Genomic DNA, 21,992 nt, shown 5'->3' with positions numbered 1-21,992 from the left:
TATCAAGCATCCTTGGAGACGATAGCGAGCAGTTCGCTTTCAGACAGCGAAGCCATTTCTTGTTGCAGGTCCAGCAGTTCGTCCGACTCGTACTGCGCCAGTTGCAGGGTGGTGACCAGGTCGGCCAGGGCCTGCAGCGACGGATGTTCGAACAGGCCCCTCAGGGGCACTTCGACACCGAAGGTCTCGCGGGCCCGGAGAGTGACCTGCACGGCCAGCAACGAATGACCGCCGAGTTCGAAGAAGTCGTCATGCCGGCCGATGCGTTCGAGGCCCAGCAAGTCGGCCCAGATCGCCGCCAGCAGGGTTTCGGTCTCATCGTTGGGCGCTTCGTACTCGCGGTGGGCGAAGTCTTCGGCGGCAGGGACCGGCAGGGCGCGACGGTCGAGCTTGCCGTTGGGACTTAGCGGCAGTTGCTCGACCAGCACGAAGGCTGACGGCACCATGTAGTCCGGCAGTTGCGAGCTGAGGTAAGGCCGCAGCGTATGGCTGGCATTGCGTCCGGCCAGGTGCGGCTCGACGCTCAGATAGGCCACCAGACGGGTGCTGCCCGGAACATCCTCGCGAGCGATCACCGCCGCCTCGCGTACGCCCGGCAGGGTCAGCATCAGCGCTTCGATTTCACCGGGTTCGATACGGAAGCCGCGGATCTTCACCTGCTGGTCGTTACGGCCGAGGAACTCGAGCACCCCGTCGGGACGCATCCGCACCAGGTCGCCGGTGCGGTACATCCGTGCGTCGTCGCTGAGGCCGAACGGGTCGGCGAGGAAGTGTTCGGCGTTCAATTGCGGCCGGTTCAGGTAGCCACGGGCAATCCCTTCGCCACCGATATACAGCTCACCCGAAACCCCCAGGGGCACCGGCTGGCCTTGCGGATCGAGCAGGTACAGGCGGGTGTTGGGAATGGCCTGGCCGATCGGCACCGTGCCCTGTTCATCACCGGAGCAGCGGTGCACCGTGGCCCAGACCGTGCCTTCGGTGGGACCGTATTCGTTGTACAGGGTGATGGCCGGTTCGAAGCTGGCGCACTCCTGCACCAGCAGCGGCGGGCAGGCTTCGCCGGCGACAATCATCTCGCGCAGGCTGGCGTGACCCTTGCCGCTGGCCAGGCTGCCCAGCACCAGGCGGCCCAGGGACGGCACGCAGAGCAGGGTGGTAATCGCCTTTGCCTCGATGAAGCGGGCAACGGCTTCGGGATCGCGGGCGGTTTCGGCATCCGGGATGCACAAGGTGCCGCCGCTGACCAGGGTACCGAAAATCCCCGCCACCGAGCTGTCGAAGGCAATCGAGGAGAGCAACAGGAAGCGCCGGTCTTCGTTCGGTGCGTAGACGGCACAGCGGGCCAGGGTCGAGGCCACCAGGTTGCGGTGCTCGATCATCACGCCCTTGGGCTTGCCGGTGGAACCGGAGGTGTAGATCACATAGGCCAGGTGTGCCGAGGTCAGGGCGCCGGCGGCGAACTGTGGATTTTCCAGGTTGGCTGCCGGCGTCGGCGTATCGGCCTGTTCGAGCGCCAGGTAGCGGGTCGTGCCAGTCAGTTCGCCCACCGCCGCGCGTCCGAGCGGATCGGCCAGCAGCAAGCGCGGTTGGGCATCCTCGACAATCGCGACGAGGCGTTCGGCCGGGTAGGTCGGGTCCAGCGGCACATAGGCGGCACCGGCCTTGAGAATGGCGAGGATGCTGACGATCATCGCCGCGCCGCGTTCGACACAGATGGCGATCAGGTCACCTGGCTGGGTGCCGGCCGCGATCAGCTGTTGGGCCAGGTGGTTGGCGCGGGCGTTGAGTCCGGCATAGTCGAGGCTGCCCTGGGCATCGACCAGGGCGATGGCTTCCGGCGTCCAGCACACCTGCTCTTCGAACAGTTGCTGGATGCAGGCGTCCGTCGGGTAGTCCAGGCGATTCTGGTTGAAGGTTTCGAGCAACAGGGTGCGCTCCGCGGGCGGCAGCACATCGAGTTGCGTGAGGGGGATTTTCGGCGTGTACATCAGCGCCTGGGTCAGTTGCTCCAGGGCACGCTGCATCAGGGCGCAGAGGCGTTGCGGGTCCACCGGCCGCACGCTTTGCACCAACAGGCCGAGATCGTCGCCGTAGTCGTTGACCGACAGGGTCAGCGGGTAGTTGGTCCGCTCGGCGCTGTCGAGCATGCGCATGCCCGGCCATTGCAACTGGCTGTCATCGCTCTGGTGGCGGTAGTTGAGCAGGCTGGTGAACAGCGGCAGGGCCTTGGCCACGCCACTGCAACGTTGGGCCAGGGCCAGGGATGCCTGTTCGTGGGCAAGCAGCTCGCCGAGGTCGCGGTGAGTCGCCAGGACCAGCTCATGGGCCCCTTGCGTGGCCAGTTGCACCCGCACCGGCAGGGTATTGATAAAGACTCCGAGGGCCCGTTCGGCACCCGCCGAACCTTGCAGGCGACCGGCGACCACGGTGCCGAAGACCACGTCGTCGCGGCCGGTGCAGCGGGCCAGGACCTGGGCCCAGGCCACATGGAACAGCACCGCCGGGGTCATTCCGCGTTCGCGGGCCTGGGCCCGGATACGCCGGCTGAGCTCGCTGCTCAGGTGCACCTCGGCTTCTTCGATGTGGTTGCCGTCGCCCTGGACTTCCAGCAGGTCGAACGGCGCGGTCGGTGTATCGACATCGGCCAGGCGGCGGCGGAAGTAGGCTTCATGGACTTCAGCCGGAGTGGCCTGGGTCTGGGCGATAAAGTCGCGATAGGGTTGTGGCACCGGCAGGCTGTCGCCCTGGCCGTGGAGGATCGCGTGGATTTCTTCCAGGACGATTTCCAGGGTCACATGGTCGCTGGCCATATGGTGGTTGAGCAACGCCAGCAACCAGCGCTCGGAGTGCGGATCGCGGGCGATACAGGCGCGCATCAGCGGCGCCTGGCGCAGGTCCAGGCGCAGTTGCCGTGGATCGTTGAGGTTGCGCAACTGCTCCAGCGGGTCCTTGTCGCTGTCGAGGGTGACACTGTGCACCGGCAGGCGAGCGTGACGTTGCACCACTTGCACCGCCTGGGGCAGGCCGTCCCAATGCACGGCCGTGCGCAGGATGTCATGCCGCTCGATCACCTGCTGCAGGGCACCGATAAAGGCGTCCAGGTGCTGGCGGTCGTCGAACTCGATCATCGAGCGCACCAGGTAGGCATCGCCTTCATGGCCGAGCAAGTGATGGAAAAGAATGCCTTCCTGCAGCGGCGCCAGGGGGTAGATGTCCTGGATATTGGCGGCCCCGCCGGGCACGGCGGCGACGATTCGCTCCAGCTGCGTGGCGTTCAGCGTCACCAGCGGCAACATATCCGCTGTCAGCTGTGTGCAATCGTCCGGGATCCGGTTGGCCGGTGCCTGGAACAGCGCTTCACTGGCCTGGCCCACGGCCAGGGCCAGCTCGCGCAGGCTCGGGGCGCTGAAGACCCGCCGCACATCGGCGTTCAGGCCTTGTTCGCGCAGGCGTTCGATCAGGCTGACGGCCATCAGCGAGTGGCCGCCGAGCTCGAAGAAACCGTCATGGCGACCGACACGTTGCAGACCGAGCAATTGCTCCCAGATCGTGGCGATAACTTGTTCCACGGGGCCCTGAGGGGCCTCGTAGGTACGGCTGGCGTAGGCGTCCTGGCCCGGCTCCGGCAGGGCCCGACGGTCGAGCTTGCCGTTGGCGGTCAAGGGCAGGACATCCAGCACCACAAAGGCGCTCGGCACCATATGGCTGGGCAGGCGGGTCAGCAATTCGGCGCGCAATTGCTCGGCGCTGGCCGGTTCGCCACAGAGGTAGGCGATCAGGCGCTTGCTGTCGGCTTGTCCGGCCTGCTGCTCGCGGGCAATGACTGCCGCCTCGCGAACACCTGGCAGGGCGGCGAGGGCCGCCTCGATTTCCCCCAGTTCGACCCGCAGGCCACGGATCTTCACCTGGTCGTCATTGCGCCCGAGGTATTCCAGGGTGCCGTCGGGCAGCCAGCGGCCGACGTCGCCGGTCTTGTACAGGCGGGCGTTGGCCAGTGCGGAGAACGGGTCGCTGATAAAACGCTCGGCGCTCAGTTGCGGCAAGTTGAGGTAGCCGCGGGCAACGCCGACGCCGCCGATATGGATCTCGCCGCGGACCCCCACGGGCAGCAATTGACCGTGGTTGTCGAGCACATGCAGTTGCATATTGCGGATCGGCCGGCCAATCGGGATCGACCGCTCCTGGTAGGTCGCCAGGTCTGTGTCCGCCGTGTGCCAGGCGACCACGTCGCTGCACTCGGTGGGGCCGTAGCTGTTGATCACCGCCGGGCGTGGCAGGGCGAGTTTTTCCAGCATGGCGATCTGGATCGGCTCGCCCCCCAGGACCACGCGTTTCAGGCAGGCCAGGGCCTGTTGTGGGTCAGCGTCCACCAGGGCGTGGAAGGCACTCGGTGACAGGTTGATGTGGGTGACGCCGGCCTTGGCGATCTGCGCGACGATGGCCGCAGGGTTGAACGGTTCTTCGGCCAGGTGCAGCGCGGCGCCGACCATCAGCGGCGCAAGGATATTCTTCTGGGTCAGGTCGAAGTTGTAGGAGGAGGCCAGCAGCACTGCGTCCCCGGCATGCAGCGCCAGGTCCTCGAGGTACCAGTCGAGCAGGTTGCGCAGGCCGCGATGTTCGACCATCACGCCCTTGGGCAAGCCGGTGGAGCCCGAGGTGTAGATCACATAGGCCAGATGGCTGAAGTTCAGCGCCGACACCTGCGGGTTGTGATCCGCTACGTCGAGCAGCGTCGGGTCGTTCAGTTCAAGGGTCGCCAGGCCCGCGGGCAGCGGCAGTTCGTCCAGCCCTTGCTGGAACACCAGGGCCCGTGGCGCGCTGTCGGCGAGCATATGGGCCAGGCGTTGCGCCGGGTATTGCGGGTCCAGTGGCACGTAGGCAGCACCGGCCTTGAGGATACCGAGCAGGCCGATAACCATCTCCGGACTGCGGCGGGCGCAAAGGCCGACGGTGTCGTCAGGGCGCACGCCGAGAGCGATCAGACGGTGGGCGATACGGTTGGCCCGGGCATTGAGCACGGCGTAATCGAGGGTTTGTCCGGCGCAGACCAGTGCCACCGCGTGCGGGGTGAGTGCCGCCTGGGCCTCGAAGACACGCTGGGGCAGACGCTGCGGTTGTTCGTCCAGGGGCGTTTGCGCTGGATTGAAGGTCGTCAGCAGTTGCTCGCGTTGTTCTGCGTCGAGCCATGGCAGGCTCGCCAGCGGTTGTCCGGCATCGCCGAGCAGGGCGTCGAGCAGGTGCAGCAGATGGCGGCTCCAGCGGGCGATGGTGCTTTCGTCGAACAGATCGGTGGCGTATTCGAACTGGCCACGGATGCTTTCACCGTCGTCGTTGAGCGACAGGCTCAGGTCGAACTGGGTGGTGCCGGTGACTTGAGGTAGTGGGGTCAGTTCCAGGCCGGGCAGGGCCAGGGCCTGGTCACGGGGGGTGTTGCCGAGCACCAGCATGGCCTGGAACAACGGACTGTGGCCAAGGCTACGCTCCGGTTGCAGGGCTTCGACCACCTGCTCGAACGGCAGGTCCTGATGGCTGTAGGCGTCGAGGGTGGTGGCCTTGATCTGCGCCAGCAACTGGTCGACGCGGTGGTGGGCCTGGACATCGACCCGCAGGGCCAGGGTGTTGACGAAGAAGCCGATCAGCGCTTCGGTTTCCTGGCGTGGGCGGTTGGCCACCGGAGTACCGACCACGACTTGCGCCTGGTTGCTCAGGCGCGACAGCAGGATCGACCAGGCCCCCAGCAGGGTCATGAACGGGGTCAGGCCCTGTTGCTGGCTGAACTGGCGCAGCTTGGCACTCAGTGCAACGGGGAGTTCCAGCGGCAAGGTCGCACCGATATAACTCTGCACGTGTGGCCGTGGATGATCGCTCGGCAGTTCCAGCAGGCCGGGCGCACCGCTCAGGTTTTCGCTCCAGAAACGGGTCTGGGCCTGCAGGCGTTCGCCTTGCAGGTGCTGTTGTTGCCAGTTGGCATAGTCGGCGTATTGCAGGGCCAGCGGTGGCAGCGGATCGTCGAGACCCTGGCTGAAGGCGCTATACAGGCGGTTGAACTCGCCGATCAGCACCGCCACGGACCAGCCATCGGAGACGATATGGTGCTGGGTGACCAGCAGGATATGCTCGTCTTCGGCCAGTTGCAGCAGGCGTCCGCGGACCAGCGGACCCTGGCTCAGGTCGAAGGCAGCGTGGACTTCGGCCTGGCCCAGTTGTTCGACCGCCAGTTCACGGGCTTCGCCTGCCAGGGCGCGGAGGTCGTGCTCGGCCAGGGTAAAGCCGATGTCTTCAGTGGCGAAGCGCTGACTGACTTTGCCGTCCTGCCGTTCGAAGGTCGTGCGCAGGCTTTCATGCCGGGCGACGATGCGGTCCAGGGCACGCTGCAAGGCATTGCGGTCGAGCTGGCCACGCAGGCGCAGGGCCGCCGGCATGTGATAGGCGACACTGGCGGCATGGTCCAGCTGGTCGAGGAACCACAGCCGTTGCTGGGCCAGGGACAATGGCAGATCCTGGTCGCGGGAGACCGCTTCAATGGTCTGGACCGACGACCGGGCCGCCTGGTCCACGCACTCGGCCAGGCTACGCAGGGACGTCAGGCCGAACAGGGTGCGCAAGTCGATCTCGACGCCAAGGTCCTGGTGCAGGCGGGCTTGCAGTTGCACGGTGAGCAGCGAGTGGCCGCCCAGTTCGAGGAAACCGTCGTGACGACCGACCTGATCCAGGCCGAGCAGGCTTTTCCAGAGTTCGGCGATGGCGACTTCGGTATTGCCTTGCGGTGCTTCATAGGCCTTGCTGGCCAGGGATTCCAGGCCAGGAGCGGGCAGGGCGCGGCGGTCGAGCTTGCCGTTGGAGGTGAGTGGCAGTCTGTCCAGGTGCACAAAGGCGCTGGGCACCATGTACTCGGGCAGGTGTTTGAGCAGCTCGCTGCGCAGCTGTTCGGCGGACGCCGGCTCGCCGCACAGGTAGGCCACCAGGCGCTGGTCTTCCCGGGCGATGACCACGGCCTCGGTGACGCCGGCACAGTTCAGCAGCACATTTTCGATTTCACCCAGTTCGATACGGAAACCGCGGATCTTCACCTGGAAGTCGTTGCGGCCCAGGTACTCCAGGGTGCCGTCGGCCAGCCAGCGGCCAAGGTCGCCGGTTTTGTAGAGGCGGGCGTTTGCGACTTGAGAGAACCGGTCGACGATAAAACGCTCGGCACTCAGTTCGTCGCGGTTGAGGTATCCGCGGGCCACACCGGCACCGCCGATATGGATTTCCCCGGCCACGCCCAGTGGTGCAGGTTCGCCACGGGTATCGAGGACATGCACCTGGACGTTGGCAATCGGCCGGCCGATGCTCGGTTTTTCACCGAGGTCACGGATCAGGTCGATGGTGGCGTCCACCGTGCACTCGGTCGGGCCGTACATGTTGTAGAAGCGGATGGTCGGGCAGTTGCGCAGCTTTTCCCAGGTGCTGGCGTTGATCGCTTCGCCACCCAGCAGCACGCTGATCGGCTGGTAGCTGCTGCGTTCCAGCAGGCCGGCGGAGAGCAGGGTATCGAGCTGCGATGGGGTCGAGTCGAAGGCATGAACCCGGTGCTGTTCAAGGAAGTCCAGCAGCTCGCCGCCGCTGGCGCGGATCAGTTGCGGGATGATCACCAGCTTGTGGCCGGAGAACAGCTGCGAGATGCCCTTGATCGACATGTCGAAGAAGAACCCGGCGTTAAGCGCCACGGTAGCTGGTGTCGGGCAATGCTGGTGGGTGGTGCGGGTCAGCACGTTCCAGAAGTTGAACACCGAGCGGTGCTCGACCATCACGCCTTTGGACTGGCCGGTGGAGCCGGAGGTGTAGATGACATAGGCCAGGTTTTCCGGCGTCAGGCCCGCGACCGTTGGGTTGGCATCGAAAGCCTCATCGTCAGCGGCACGTAGCGACTCGGCGGTATCGAGCAGCAACAGCGTCGTATCGCCAGCCGGCAGGGTGAGGGCTGTTTGAGTTAGCAGAGCGCGTGGTTGGCTGTCCTGCAACATGAAGGCCATGCGGTCGGCAGGATGCGCCGGGTCGATGGGTACATAGGCACCGCCGGCCTTGAGCACACCCAGCAGACCGACAATCATGTCCAGGCTGCGTTCGGCGCAGATGGCCACGCGTTCGTCGGGTTGTACACCAAGGGCCAGCAGTTGCCGGGCCAGATGGTTGGCGCGGCGGTTGAGCTGGCGATAGCTCAGTTGCCGGTCTTCGCAGACCAGGGCCACGGCGTCGGGATTGGCACGGACCTGGCTTTCGAACAGGGCATGGATCGGCTCTGCCGGCGCGAACTCGGTAGCGGTGTTGTTGAAGCTGTTGAGCAGCAGTTGCCGCTCGGCTTCGGGCACGACGTCCAGGCTGCTGGCCAGACGCGCCGGGTCTTGCTCAAGCGCCTCGACCAGCTCGGCAACGGCCTGACCAAGATAGGCGGCGATACGGTGCGGGTCGATGCCTTCGATGGCCTGGGCGGTCAGGGAGAAATCGACACCCTCATCCGCAACCGCCACTTCAATCGGGTAGTTGGTGCGCGCTTCGTTGCTCAGGAAGCGCACGCCCTCCCAGGCCAGTACCTGATCCTGGTTGGCCAGGGAGCCGCCATCGCTCGAATGACGATAGTTGAACAGGCTGGTGAACAGCGGCAGGCCTGCGGCCACCCCGCTGCAACGTTGGGCCAGGGCCAGGGAGGCCTGTTCGTGGACCAGCATTTCACTGAGGTCGCGATAAGTCTCGTCCACCAGCGCGGCGACACCGAGCTGGGCCAGTTGCACCCGCACCGGCAGGGTATTGATAAACACCCCGAGGGCGCGATCAGCCCCGGCCGAGCCTTGCAGGCGCCCGGCAACCACGGTGCCGAACACCACATCGTCGCGGTCGGTGCAGCGTCCGAGCACCTGGGCCCAGGCAATATGGAACAACACTGCCGGCGTAACCCCGGCGGCTTGCGCACGGGCGCGGACCTTGCGGCTCAGGGCCGGATCGAGGCGCACGCTGGTTTCCGTTACCCGGGCACCGTCGCCCTGGATATCCAGCACGCCAAATGGCGCGGTCGGCTCATCGACAGTGGCCAGGCGGCGGCTGAAGTAGGCTTCGTGGACCTCGGCCGGCGTGGCGAGGATCTGTGCGACAAACTCGCGATAGGGTTGCGGGGCCGGCAGCTCGGTTGCCTGACCCAGCATCAGGGCGCGGATTTCCTCGAGCACGATCCCGAGGGACACGTGGTCGCTGATCATATGGTGGTCGAGCAGGGCCAGCAGCCAGCGCTCGGAGTGCGGATCGCGGGCGATGCAGGCTCGCATCAGCGGTGCCTGTTGCAGGTCCAGGCGCAAGTGGCGTGGATCGCTCAGGCGCTCCAGCTGGCGGCGCGGGTCTTCGTCCGGTGTCAGGGTGAGGGTCTGGATTGGCAGTTGGGCCCGGCGATGGACCACTTGCACCGCTTGGGGCTGGCCGACCCAGTGCACCGCGCTACGCAGGATGTCATGACGGTCGATCACTGTTTGCAAGGCTTCGATAAAGGTATCGAGGCGCTGGCGATCATCAAACTCGATCAGCGAGCGCACCAGGTAGGCGTCGCCCTCGTGGCCCAGCAAGTGATGGAAGAGGATGCCTTGCTGCAGTGGCGCCAGCGGGTAGATGTCCTGGATATTGGCGGCACCCCCGGGAACGGCGGCGACGATCCGCTCCAACTGGGCGGCGCTCAGTGCCACCAGCGGCAACATCTCCGGGGTCAACCGGGTGCAATCGGCCGGGATACGGTTGGCCGGGGCCTGGAACAGGGCCTGGCCGTCGCGGCTGATGGCCTGGGCCATTTCCCGCACGCTGGGGGCGGTGAACACGGTGCGCACGCTGGCGTTGAGACCGTGCTGGCGCAGGCGGTCGATCAGGCTGACGGCCAACAGCGAGTGGCCGCCGAGCTCGAAGAAACGGTCATGACGGCCGACCTGCTCGATGCCCAGCAGGTCCTGCCAGACAGTCGCGACAATCTGTTCGATCTCGCCGCGCGGTGCCTCGTAGGCACGGCTGGCGAAGGCGTCCTGTCCCGGAGCGGGCAGGGACAGACGGTCCAGCTTGCCGTTGGGCGTCAAGGGCATGGCTTCCAGATGCACATAGGCACTCGGCACCATGTAATCCGGCAGGGCTTCGAGCAAGGCGGCACGCAGTTGTTCAACCGGTAGCGGTTCACCGCACAGGTAGGCGATCAGGCGTTTGCTGTCGGACTGGCCGGGTTTGCTTTCCCGGGCCACCACCACGGCTTCGCGGACACCGGCGCAGGCGGCGAGCACGGCTTCGATCTCGCCCAGTTCGACACGGAAACCACGAATCTTCACCTGGTCGTCGTTACGGCCCAGGTATTCCAGGGTGCCATCGGCGCGCCAGCGACCAAGGTCGCCGGTCTTGTACAGGCGGGCGTCGGGGTCGGTGGTGAACGGGTCGGCGATAAAGCGCTCGGCACTCAGTTCGGCACGGTTGAGATAGCCACGGGCCACGCCCACGCCACCGATATGCAGTTCCCCGGCCACACCCAGCGGCGCCAGGTGGCCGGCGGCATCCAGTACATGCAATTGGGTATTGCGCACCGGCTTGCCGATGGAGCGGAAATCCTCGTTGTCACGCTCCATCAGGCGGATCGAGGCGTTGACCGTGGCTTCGGTCGGACCATAGGCGTTGAACAGTGCCGGGCGATGGCCCTCACGTTCGAACCACTGGGCCACGGCCTGCTTGCCCACCGCTTCGCCGCCGATCATGAATTGGCGCAGGGAGGTCGGCAGCGCCACATCGGCGTCGCGGCTGACCTGTTGCCAGAACACCGTCGGCAGGTTGGCCACGGTGATCGCGTACTGCTCGCACAGGGCGGCAAAGGCCGCGGTGCCGGCGATCCAGGCATCGCTGCGCAGCACCAGGGTGGCGCCGGACAGCAGCGCGCCGAAGATCTCTTCCACCGACATGTCGAAGGTCATGGTGGCGAATTGCAGGACGCGGTCCTGCGGATTGAGGCCGTAGCGCTCTTGCAGGGCACCGATCTGGTTGCACACCGAACGGTGTTCGAGCATGACCCCTTTCGGCTTGCCGGTGGAACCGGAGGTGTACATCACATAGGCCAGGTGCCGTGAGGTCAGGCCGCTGATCCGCGGGTTGGCGTCGTTGCCCGGGGTGTCTTCCAGCCGCAGATGGGGGATCGACAGCGGCGGCAACTGTTCGGCCAGGTTGCCCTGGCTCAACAGTACCCGTGGAGAACTGTCGTCGAGCATGTGTTGCAGGCGGTCCTGCGGGTAGTTCGGGTCGAGCGGCACGTAGGCGCCGCCGGCCTTGAGGATGGCGAGGATGCCGACGATCATTTCCGGGCTGCGTTCCACCAGCAGGGCCACGCGCTCATCCGGGTTCAGGCCGGCGGCGATCAGGCGATGGGCGATACGGTTGGCCCGGGCGTTGAGTTCGGCATAGCTGAGGGCGATACCTTCGGCCTGCACGGCAATCGCCTCGGGACGTGCCTTGACCTGCTGTTCGAAAACTTCCTGCAACAGCAGGCCTTCAGGGAACGGCACCAGGGCCGGGTTGAAATTGCCGAGCAGTTCGCGGCGCTGTTGGTGATCCAGCAATGGCAGGCTTGCCAGCGGTTGCGAGGCATCCTCGAGCAGGGCGTCAAGCAGGTGCAGCAGATGACGGCTCCAGCGGGCGATGGTGCTTGCGTCGAACAGATCGGTGGCGTATTCGAACTGGCCGTGAATGCTTTCACCGTCGTCGTTGAGCGACAGACTCAGGTCGAACTGGGTGGTGCCGGTGACCTGGGGCAGTGGGGTCAGTGCCAGGCCGGGCAGGGCCAGGGCCTGGTCACGGGGGGTGTTGCCGAGCACCAGCATGGCCTGGAACAATGGACTGTGGCCAAGGCTACGCTCCGGTTGCAGGGCTTCGACCACCTGTTCGAACGGCAGGTCCTGATGGCTGTAGGCGTCGAGGGTGGTGGCCTTGATCTGCGCCAGCAACTGGTCGACGCGACTGTCGGCCTGGACGTCGACGCGCAGGGCCAGGGTGTTGACGAAGAAGCCGATCAGCGCCTCGGTTTCCTGGCGCGGACGGTTGGCCACCGGGGTACCGACGACCACTTGCGCCTGGTTGCTCAGGCGTGACAGCAGGATCGACCAGGCCGCCAGCAGGGTCATGAACGGGGTCAGGCCCTGCTGCTGGCTGAACAGGCGCAGCCTGGCACTCAGCCCCGTCGGCAGTTCCAGTGCCAGGGTGGCGCCGAGGTAACTTTGCACCTGTGGCCGTGGGTGATCGGTGGGCAGCTCCAGCAGGCCTGGTGCGCCGCCGAGGTGCTCGCTCCAGAAACGGGTCTGGGTTTGCAGGCGTTCGCCTTGCAGATGCTGTTGTTGCCAGACCGCGTAGTCGGCGTATTGCAGGGCCAGCGGCGGCAATGGGTCATCGAGGCCCTGGCTGAAGGCGGCATACAGGCGGTTGAACTCGCCGATCAGTACGGCCACCGACCAGCCATCGGAGACGATGTGGTGCTGGGTGACCAGCAGGATATGCTCGTCTTCGGCCAGTTGCAGCAGCTGCCCGCGAATCAGTGGGCCCTGGCTCAGGTCGAAAGGCTTGAGGGCCTCGGTCCGGGTCAGTTGCTCGACCTCCTGTTCGCGGCTTGCGTCGGGCAGCAGACGCAGGTCGTGCTCACCCAGGGCAAAGCCGATATCAGGGGCGGCGAAGCGCTGGCGGACTTCACCTTCGTGGCGTTCGAAGGTGGTACGCAGGCTTTCGTGACGGGCGACAATGCGGTCCAGGGCACGCTGCAAGGCATTGCGGTCGAGCTGGCCACGCAGGCGCAGGGCCGCCGGCATGTGATAGGCGACACTGGCGGCATGGTCCAGCTGGTCGAGGAACCACAGCCGTTGCTGGGGCAGGGACAATGGCAGATCCTGGTCGCGGGAGACCGCTTCAATGGTCTGGACCGACGACCGGGCCGCCTGGTCCACGCACTCGGCCAGGCTGCGCAGGGACGTCAGGCCGAACAGGGTGCGCAAGTCGATCTCGACGCCAAGGTCCTGGTGCAGGCGGGCTTGCAGTTGCACGGTGAGCAGCGAGTGGCCGCCCAGTTCGAGGAAGCCGTCGTGACGACCGACCTGATCCAGGCCGAGCAGGCTTTTCCAGAGTTCGGCGATGGCGACTTCGGTATTGCCTTGCGGTGCTTCATAGGCCTTGCTGGCCAGGGATTCCACGCCAGGGGCGGGCAGGGCGCGGCGGTCGAGCTTGCCGTTGGAGGTGAGTGGCAGGTTGTCCAGGTGCACAAAGGCGCTGGGCACCATGTACTCGGGCAGGTGCTTGAGCAATTCGACCCGCAGTTGTTCGGCCGGTGCCGGTTCGCCGCACAGATAGGCGACCAGGCGTTTGCTGTCCGGTTGGCTCGGATCGTCCTCGCGGGCAATCACCACCACTTCACGAACACCGGCACACAGGGCCAGGGCGGCTTCGACTTCGCCGATCTCGATACGCAGGCCGCGAATTTTCACCTGGAAGTCATTGCGGCCCAGGTACTCCAGGGCACCGTTGGCCAGCCAGCGACCGAGGTCGCCGGTCTTGTACAGGCGTGCCTGGGGATCGTTGGAAAACGGGTCGGCAGCAAAACGTTCGGCGCTCAGTTCCGGCTGGTTCAGGTAACCGCGGGCGACACCGATGCCGCCGATATGCAGTTCCCCGGCCACGCCCAGGGGCTGCACCTGGCCCAAGGCATCCAGCACATGCATCTGGATATTGGCAATCGGCCGGCCGATCGGCACGCTTTCGCCCGGATCGGTGGGACGGCACTGCCAGGCGGTAACGTCGATGGCCGCTTCGGTCGGGCCATACAGGTTATGCAGCTCGACCCCCGGCAGTTGTTGTTCGAAGCGCCGTTGCAGGCCACGGGGCAGGGCTTCGCCGCTGCACAGCACCCGACGCAGGGTAGGGAAATCACGGGCCGCGCGGTGTTCGAGGAACAGGTCGAGCATCGACGGCACGAAGTGCAGCAAGGTGATGCGGTTGTCGCGCATCACCTGGGCCAGGTAGTCCGGCTCCTGGTGGCCGCCCGGGCGGGCCATGACCAGTTCGGCACCGGCGAGCAGCGGCAGGAAGAACTCCCAGACCGACACGTCGAAACCGAACGGGGTTTTTTGCAGTACCCGGTCATTGGCGTCGACGGCATATTCGTCGCGGGCCCAGAGCAGGCGGTTGACCACGCCCAGGTGTTCGTTCATCACCCCTTTCGGCGTGCCGGTGGAACCCGAGGTGTAGAGCACGTAGGCCAGGTGCGTCGGCAGCAGGCCGAGGGCCTGGGTGTCCGGGTTGTAGGCGGGTTGCGCGGCCAGTTGCGCGCTGTCGTTGGTATCGTCGAGCACCAGCACCGGCACGTTCAAGGATGCCAGGCCGTCGAGCCATTCATGGGTGGTGAGCACCGCGCGCGGGGTGCTGTCGCCCAGCATGTAGGCCTGGCGGGCGCTCGGCAGGTCCGGATCGATCGGCACATAGGCGCCGCCGGCCTTGAGAATCCCCAGCAGCGCGACGACCATTTCCGGGCCACGGCGCAGGCTGACGGCCACCCGGCTGTCCGGCTCCACGCCCAGCTCGATCAAGCGATGGGCGAGCTGGTTGGCCCGGCGGTTGAGTTGCGCGTAGCTGAGCAACGGTCCGCCATCGCCGCGTACGGCGCAGGCGTCCGGACGTTGGGCGGCCTGCTGTTCGATCAACTGGTGGATCAGCACATCGCGGGGATATTCATGGGCGGTGGCGTTGAATTCGAGCAACAGGCGCTGACGTTCGTCCTCGCCCATCAGGGGGAAGTGCGCCACCGGCGTGTCATGCTGTTCCAGCACCGCTTCGAGCATCGCGAACATGCGCTGTTGCAAGCGCTGGGCTTCTTCGAGGCTGTAGTAGGCGGTGTTGAAGTTGAAGTCGAGGTGGACGTCTTCGAACGGGTGGTAGTCGCGGACAAAGATCGCCATCGGCGTCTGCTCGTAGCCGTTGTCCATGGTGATCACCCGCGATGAGGTGCCACCGAACTGATCGTCGCCGTCCAGGCTTTCGAACGACAGCGAAACGTCGAACAGTTGCCGGCGTCCGCTCTGCGCCAGGCGCAGGGTGCGGTTGAGCTCGGCGATGGGGAAGCGCTGGTGGCGGTAGCAGCGGCGCAGTTGCCCGCCGGCGGCGTTCATCAGGTCCAGCAACGAGCCCTGGGGATCCACCGCCAGGCGAATCGGGCTGACCGAGGAGAACATCCCGGCGGTGGCTTTCTGGCGAGCGGTGGTGCGGTTGTGCACGGGCATGCCGATGACGATTTCATCGACGCCCACGGTGCGGCAGAAATAGGTGCTGACGACGCTGATCAGCACATGGGCCACCGACAGGCTGCGTTCGCTGGCGAACTGCGTCAGGGCGTTGTACAGGGCACGCGGCAGCATGGCCTGGACCTGCTCGCTGGGGGCCAGTTCATTGGCTTTGCCGGCCTTGAAGTCGGCCCGGCGTTGCAGCAGCGACGGTGGCAATTGCGCGTAGGTGTCCTGCCAGAACTGGCGGTCGCGCTCGTAGCGCGAGGACTGCAGGTAAGCCCGGTCCTCTTCAAGGAACGACAGGTAGGAATGGCCTTCGGCAACCTCTTCGTTGCCGGCCAGCAGACCGTTGTAGGCGGCGCCCACGGCATGGCCGATCAAGGCCACGCCGATACCGTCGGTCACCAGGTGGTGGTAGCGGTTGAGCCAGTAATGGCGCTGCGGCCCGCAACGCACCAGGCGCGCTTCCCAGAGTTGTCCGGTCAGCGATTCGAAGGGTTGACGGAAGGCATCGCGCAGGTAGGCCATGGCCAGTCCGGCATCGTCGTCGGCCTCGGAGAACTCCACGACTTCCAGCTTGACCTTGACCTCGGGCAGGACCCGCTGGCGGCCGGTGCCACCCTCGTGGCTGAAGCTCAGGCGCAGGGTGTCATTGCGGTTGGCGACCATTTCAATGGCCTTCTCGAACAACGGGATGTTGACTTCGCCCTTGATCTCCAGGGACATGCCGATGTTGTAGTAGGGCAGATCCGGGTGTGCGATCTGATCGAGCCAGATGCCCTGCTGGACCGAGGCCAGTTCGTGGGACGCGCAGGCTTGCGCGGACAGCTTGTCGGTCGACGAATCCATTTCGGAGCACCTGTTTGCAGAATCAGTGGGTTCGTCTCCGCTCGAAGCGCAGTGGTGCGTAGGAGTCAGGACAACTGCCTGTCGGCGGGACGAAGGAAAAGCGTGGGAAAAAACTAGAGCATCCACTGGGCGATGTCTGTCATGGGAAGCAGGGACAACCCCGTGCGGGGGCCATCGGCGCGTTTGGGACCGCGCGCGCGAGTCTGTTATATCAACGGCCCTGAGTGTTCTTGCGAGGGTCGCACAATGTCATTGATCGCCGAAGTGGATCGCCCTGAGTCGAAGTTCTGGAGTCTGTCGCGGTTTCCCAATCACCCCCAGGCGGGACCTGTCGAGGTGATCGATGCGTTGACGATTTCCCGGGAGGAATTCACCCGTCGCTACGTCAACCACAACCGTCCCTGCCTGGTGAAAAATGCCGTGCGCCACTGGCCGGCGTTCGAGAAATGGCAACGCCTGGATTACTTCAAGACGCATTCGCGCAACAACCCGGTGGTGGTGCGCTCAAAGATCGTCTCGGAGGTCATTGGCTGGTCGAACCCCGAGGTCAAGGCGACGTTGACCGAGTATGCGGGCACGGTTTACCGGGAAATGCCGTTTCACGAGTTTCTCGATGAGTTGGGCCAGGGGAGTGACCCCCTGGTGGCCGACAGTTGTCGTTTTTCCGAAGGCTCGGCCATCGAGCAGATGAAGAATGATGTCGGCGGCCTGCCGTTCATGCCGCAGCTGTCCAAGTCCCGGCACTACCCCTCCCATCGCAGTTTCCTGTACCGCAATTCCTACACCGACTGGCATTTCCATGTCGTCGACGAGACCTTCATGGCTCAAGTCGTCGGGGCCAAGGAGGTCCTTCTGCTGCCGCCGGACGAGACCAGTTGGCGGGCGCTGCAGCCGGTCGTCGAAGAAGCCGGCTACCTGTACGACATCGATACCCGGCGTTTCCCCGGCACCCGTGGCCTGCAGGCGTTGCGCACGGTGGTGGAGCCGGGCGATGCGCTGTATATCCCGGTGTACTGGTGGCATGCGGTGCAATCGATGGATGACGCATTTGGCGCGACGGTGGCCGCGACCTTTCCGACGCCCTTGCATGTCAGTGGCGATATCCGCTCGCCGATCGCCAGGCGGGTACTGCGTACCTATCTATTTTCCCGCCTGGCGCCGCTGGTGCTGGGAGCGGTGGCCTACTCCCTGGCCTGGCGACTGGGGCAGCGGGTGAAGTCGGTGTTCACGCTGCGCGATGTGCGCCCATGAGCCGCAAGCGCCGTCTGCCGGCCTTCGACCTGGGGCGAAGTTTCTATTTTCTGTGGTGCGGTGAGTCCCTGGCGATCGTCGGCACGGCGCTGATGGAGTTCGCCCTCGGCGTCTGGGTCTACTCCCATACCGGCTCGGCGGTGGCGTTTGCCAATGTGGTGCTGGCGGCGACCTTGCCGGCGGTGGTGTTCCTGCCCTTGGCCGGCGGGCTGGCCGACCGGGTCAGCCACCGGCTGATCATTGTCTGTTGCGACGTCAGCCTGGCGCTGCTGCTGTTCGGCGTCATGGGCCTGCTCTGGTTCGACCGGCTGGAGCCGCTGCACCTGTATATCTTCAACTGCATGGCCTCGATCGTCTCGGCGTTCCGCAAGCCGGCCTATCAGGCGGCGGTCAATTCGATCGTCTCCCCGGACAAGTTCACCCGGGCCTCGGGCCTGATGGGCATCAGCAAGAACGCTTCGGCGCTGGTGGCGCCGTTGCTGGCCGGGGCGATCATGGCCAGGGCCGGGTTTGTGCCGATTCTGGCGGTGGACCTGATCACCTTCTGTTCGGGGACCTTGCTGGTGATCAAGGCGTTTTCCCATGTGCGGCCGGCACCGGAGCGCGCCGATGCTGTCGGCAAGAGCTCGGTCTTGCGCGGCTCGCTGAACAATATCACCGCGGCGCTGAAGTTTTTTGCCGCCAGCCACGTGATGGCCGGCTTGCTGTTCTACACCATGCTGCGCAACGCGCTGTTGTCATTGGCAACGCTGATGATGACGCCGTTGCTGTTGTCCACCCTGGGCAGCCAGACCCTGGGCCTGGCCTACACCTGGGCGGCGCTGGGCGGATTGTCGGGCGCCGGGTTGCTGATTTCCATGGGCAACCCGCGGCGCTTGATGGTGCTGGTGGCGGTGGCCGACCTGCTGTTGTCGATCTGCGTCATTGCCATGGGCGCGGTCTCCCATGCCGTTGCCTATTGTGCCCTGGCCTTTGTCGCGATCACCGCGGCGAGTGTCGCCGATGCCAGCGTGAACTCGTTGTGGATGCGCAAGATCCCCACCGGCAATCGCGCCAGCGTGTTTGCCCTGATCAGCATGTTGACCATTGCCACCACGAGCCTGGTGATCTTCGTCGGCGGTCTGCTGGTGGATCACTGGTTCCAGCCGGCGTTGCTGCCTGGCGGTGCCTATGCCGAGTCGATCGGCCACTGGATCGGGGTGGGTGCGGGACGTGGCGTGGGCATGTTGTTTGTGGTGGCAGGGGCATTCTTTGCGTTGCTGTCCCTGACGGTCCTGATCTACGGGCCGATGCGTCGCCTGGAGGGTGCGCCGGCTGAAGCGGTGCCCCTGCGCAGCGGCGATACGGCCCAGGCCGACGCTCTGTGACAACCGGGTAGGGCACCCCTGTGCGATGGGGTGCCCTTGTGGGTTGTACCGGATTCCCGTGACAGACAGGCCAGGTCCCCTGGGTCAACCTTTGCAAGCTCCCGCGCAACGTCCCGGATTCGACAGGACTGCGCCGCACTGCCATCCGAGCCGACCACAATCGATAAAGGAGGACCTATGCGTCCGTCGTTTTATGAACCCAAGCGCTTTCCCAAGCTCAAGCACCTTGCCGACAACTGGGAAGTGATCCGTGAAGAGTTTCTCGCCCTCGATGCCCCGACCCTGACCATCAACCGCGTTGGCAAGTCGATCACCGAGATCGTCGATGAAGTGGCCGCCCATATGGAGGCTGGCGGCGAGTATGGCTGGCTCTGGGGTTGGGGCGACGACATGGACGTCATGCCCGAGTGGACCCAGTACGGCCTGGTGGCCTACGACACACCGATCCCCTATGCCCAGGCCGCCATGCCGGGGACCATCGAGCTGTTGAAACAGATTCCCGGGATCAAGCTGTGCGCCTTGCTGCGCATGGAGCCCAATGTGTTCCTCGGTACGCACTCACACACCGGCACCTGGGAAGAAGGCCTGCTGCACATGCAGTTGACCATCGACGCGCCGGCCACCCAGAACTATGCCTACCTCAACGTCAACGGCAGCTTCAACCAGAGCACCAATGGCAACCTGGTGATCTTCGACGGCTCCCTCGACCACTTCGCGGTCAATGCTTCGCGGGCACACCGTACCGTGCTCTATCTTGAGTTCCATCGTGAAAAACACATGGATACCTGAGGTCGACAGGAGCGGGCCGAGTGATCGGGCCGCTCCGCAGGTAGAGTACGGTTGTTGTAAAACCACAAACTGTAGAGGCCCGGCTTGCGGGCCGTACTCATTGCGCCTCGGTAGAAACCTCAATCGACAAATTCCACATGGCGGGCCATTTGACCCAGGCATCGCTTCTGCGCGATGCGGGTCAAGGCGGTCTCTACCGGCTGTCCTGGGACACTCTTCTGGACGGTCAGGCGACCACAGGCTGGAGGGTTTCTTCGAGGAAGTGGAAAGCGGTCTGTTTCGAGTACTGGGTGGAGGCAAAGAACGCCAGGTGGCTGCCGTTGTGCTCGACATGCAGGGTGGCATCGTCGATCGACGCGGCGATATAGCGTGAGCCGCCAATATGCGTGGTTTCATCCGCGTCGCCGGCCACCACCAGGGTCGGCACGTTGATGCGGGCCAGCCGCGACGCCAGCTCGGTCTTGTTCAAGGCATCGTTCAGGCGCGCATAACGATAGAACAGTTCCGGGTTGACGTAGGGGTAGAGCACCACATGGGCGATCGGCTCCGGCGTGGTGGCCAGCGTCGCCTGGTCGAGGAACATCGCCTGCAGGTCGGTGGCTTCCTGGCGGTCAAAGGCCGCCGCTTCCATCAGCCATTCGAAGTTCTGCTGATGGGTGGTGCGCAGGTTGTTGTCGCCCAGGTTGTAGTCGCCGTGCCACAGGCTCAGGGAGGTGACCCGGTTGTCGTGGGCGGCGGCCGCACTGAGGGCGATCACCGCACCGCCACAGATGCCCATCAGGTGCGCCGTCGGCAGTTGGTAGTGATTCATCACGCTGATCAGGTCGGCGACCTGGGCTTCGGTGTCCACCGCGACCTGGTCGAAGGACGCGCAGGAGCCGAACAGGCCGCGGGTCTCCCAGGTGACCACGAAGAAGCGCTCGCTGAGGACGTTGAACCAGTCGCGGCAAAGATCGAAGGGCATGCCGCAGGGCAGGGCCAGGACAATCGCCGGACGTTCCCGGTTGGTGCTCGCATGCACCGACAGGGAAACGTTGTCGCGGGTGGTCAGGTGCAGTGTCTCGACTTCCGGCACGGCACCGCTGAATTCGAAATGCTTGAGCAGTCGCCCGAACGCCTTGGCCTCTTCGGTATCGTCGAAGTGGTCGTAGCGGTAGTCGAGCGCCTGGCAGATTTTCCGGCTGATAAAAAACTCGAAGGACGACAGCTGTGCCTCGCCACCGTGCAGGTATTGCACGGTGCGCACGCCGATCCGCGCAAAGGCGGCGTTGATCGCCCGTTCCGTGGCTCTCACGCTGGGGGAAGCCTGCTCGGGGAGCAGGCCGTTGTCCGGGGCGAGAAAACTCAGGCACATGGGATCGGGCAAATGGATGGCAAGGTGCCTAAGCATCCTCACGGTCTCGCACAGGCGCATCGCTGCGTCGGTGGAAATAGTCATGGATTTCAACTCCTGTAGGCACATTGCCAGGCCAACTGTCGCCTGGCTGCTGTGGGTCAGACCGCTTCGAATTTCTTGCCGCGGGTGGTATGGGTCACGAGACGGTTGTATTCCGGTGTCTTTTCACCGATCACCTGTACCGCGCCGTATTTCTCCAGGCTGATGCGACCGCCGTACTCTTCGATATGGTCCGAGTCCGGGTAGATCTGTACGTGCGACGGCACATAACGCGAGGCGAAGCCCATGCGCATTTCTTCTGTTTCGCCGCTGTGGGGGTAGGAGGCGTGCATCAGGGTCGACCAGAAAATAATGAACTGGCCGGCTTTCATCTGCATCGGTACGGCCGCTGCCTCGTCGGGCTTCCAGTCCTTGTCGATCTGCAACTGGCGATAGTCGTAACCAAAGAAACCACGACGTACGCCGTCCTTGACCACCTCGCTGTTGTTGGCTTCGGGGTCGTAGCTCATGCGCTTGGTTTCGTCGTAGTTCATGCTGTTCTGGGTGCCAGGAATGAACTGCAGGCAACCATTGGCGATGTTGGCGTCGGTGAACGCGGTCCAGACGGTGATGGTGCCACCGAACTCTTCGGCGTCCGGCCAGAGGATCTGCGGTTTGCCGGAAGCGTTGGCAAAGGTGTCGGCCTGGTGCCAGTCGGTACCTTCATCACCCGGGTATTTAGGGAAGAACTCGGTGCGCCAGCACAGCACATCCGGGCCGAGGATGCTTTCGACGCGGTCGCAGATCTGCGCGCGGCAGATGTGGTTGGCGAGGAATTCGTCATCCAGGTGACGGTCGTAGTTGGCGATGTTGGTACCGGCGGAGATGGCGTCCAGGTCCTGGTAGGCCGCGGCGCTACGGTCGAGCAGGCGCAGACGGGTGCGTCTCCAGGTTTCTTTCATTTCTTCCGGCGAGTAGGCGTCGAACGGACCGATAAAACCGTTCTTTTCGAACGAGGCACGCTCTTCCGGGGTCAAGGCGAATTTTTTGCTCACGGGCTTTTCCTTT

6 protein-coding genes are annotated in these 21,992 nt (G+C 64.8%); 3 read left to right on the top strand and 3 right to left on the bottom strand.

The genetic code is table 11. From position 1 onward, the window contains the following. Nucleotides 1-2: 2 nt before the first annotated feature. Complete coding sequence (locus HX830_RS12780) at nucleotides 3-16,142, bottom strand: non-ribosomal peptide synthetase (RefSeq protein WP_177100518.1); 16,140 nt, start codon at nucleotides 16,140-16,142, stop codon at nucleotides 3-5. Between the two features lie 246 nt (nucleotides 16,143-16,388). Here HX830_RS12780 and HX830_RS12775 point away from each other — a divergent pair, with 246 nt between their 5' ends. From HX830_RS12775 to HX830_RS12765, 3 genes are all read left to right on the top strand, one after another. Next, entirely contained in the window at nucleotides 16,389-17,393 is a 1,005-nt protein-coding gene (locus HX830_RS12775; protein WP_177100516.1) for a cupin-like domain-containing protein, read from the top strand. Next, the gene (locus HX830_RS12770; protein ID WP_177100514.1) at nucleotides 17,390-18,760 is read left to right on the top strand and encodes an MFS transporter; all 1,371 of its coding nucleotides are present in this window, start codon (nucleotides 17,390-17,392) and stop codon (nucleotides 18,758-18,760) included. Before HX830_RS12775 ends, HX830_RS12770 begins: the two co-directional genes overlap by 4 nt. A 177-nt stretch (nucleotides 18,761-18,937) precedes the next feature. Beyond that, nucleotides 18,938-19,549, top strand: a complete 612-nt coding sequence (locus tag HX830_RS12765) for an aspartyl/asparaginyl beta-hydroxylase domain-containing protein (protein WP_103498871.1) — start codon at nucleotides 18,938-18,940, stop codon at nucleotides 19,547-19,549. 226 nt (nucleotides 19,550-19,775) lie between these two features. Here the strand turns inward: HX830_RS12765 and syrC are convergent, their stop codons facing one another. Both syrC and syrB2 read right to left on the bottom strand, forming a co-directional pair. Next, nucleotides 19,776-20,987 carry a syringomycin E biosynthesis aminoacyltransferase SyrC gene (gene syrC, locus HX830_RS12760; protein WP_152742294.1) on the bottom strand — a complete coding sequence of 404 codons (1,212 nt, stop codon included), beginning with the start codon at nucleotides 20,985-20,987 and terminating at the stop codon, nucleotides 19,776-19,778. A 56-nt stretch (nucleotides 20,988-21,043) separates the two neighbouring features. Beyond that, entirely contained in the window at nucleotides 21,044-21,979 is a 936-nt protein-coding gene (gene syrB2, locus HX830_RS12755) for a syringomycin E biosynthesis L-threonyl-[L-threonyl-carrier protein] 4-chlorinase SyrB2 (RefSeq protein ID WP_103498869.1), read from the bottom strand. Nucleotides 21,980-21,992: the final 13 nt, after the last annotated feature.

It is taken from the genome of Pseudomonas gingeri (genome assembly GCF_013385425.1).
Taxonomy (GTDB): Bacteria; Pseudomonadota; Gammaproteobacteria; order Pseudomonadales; family Pseudomonadaceae; genus Aquipseudomonas; species Aquipseudomonas gingeri_D.
This window is presented reverse-complemented; position numbering and strand designations above follow the sequence as displayed.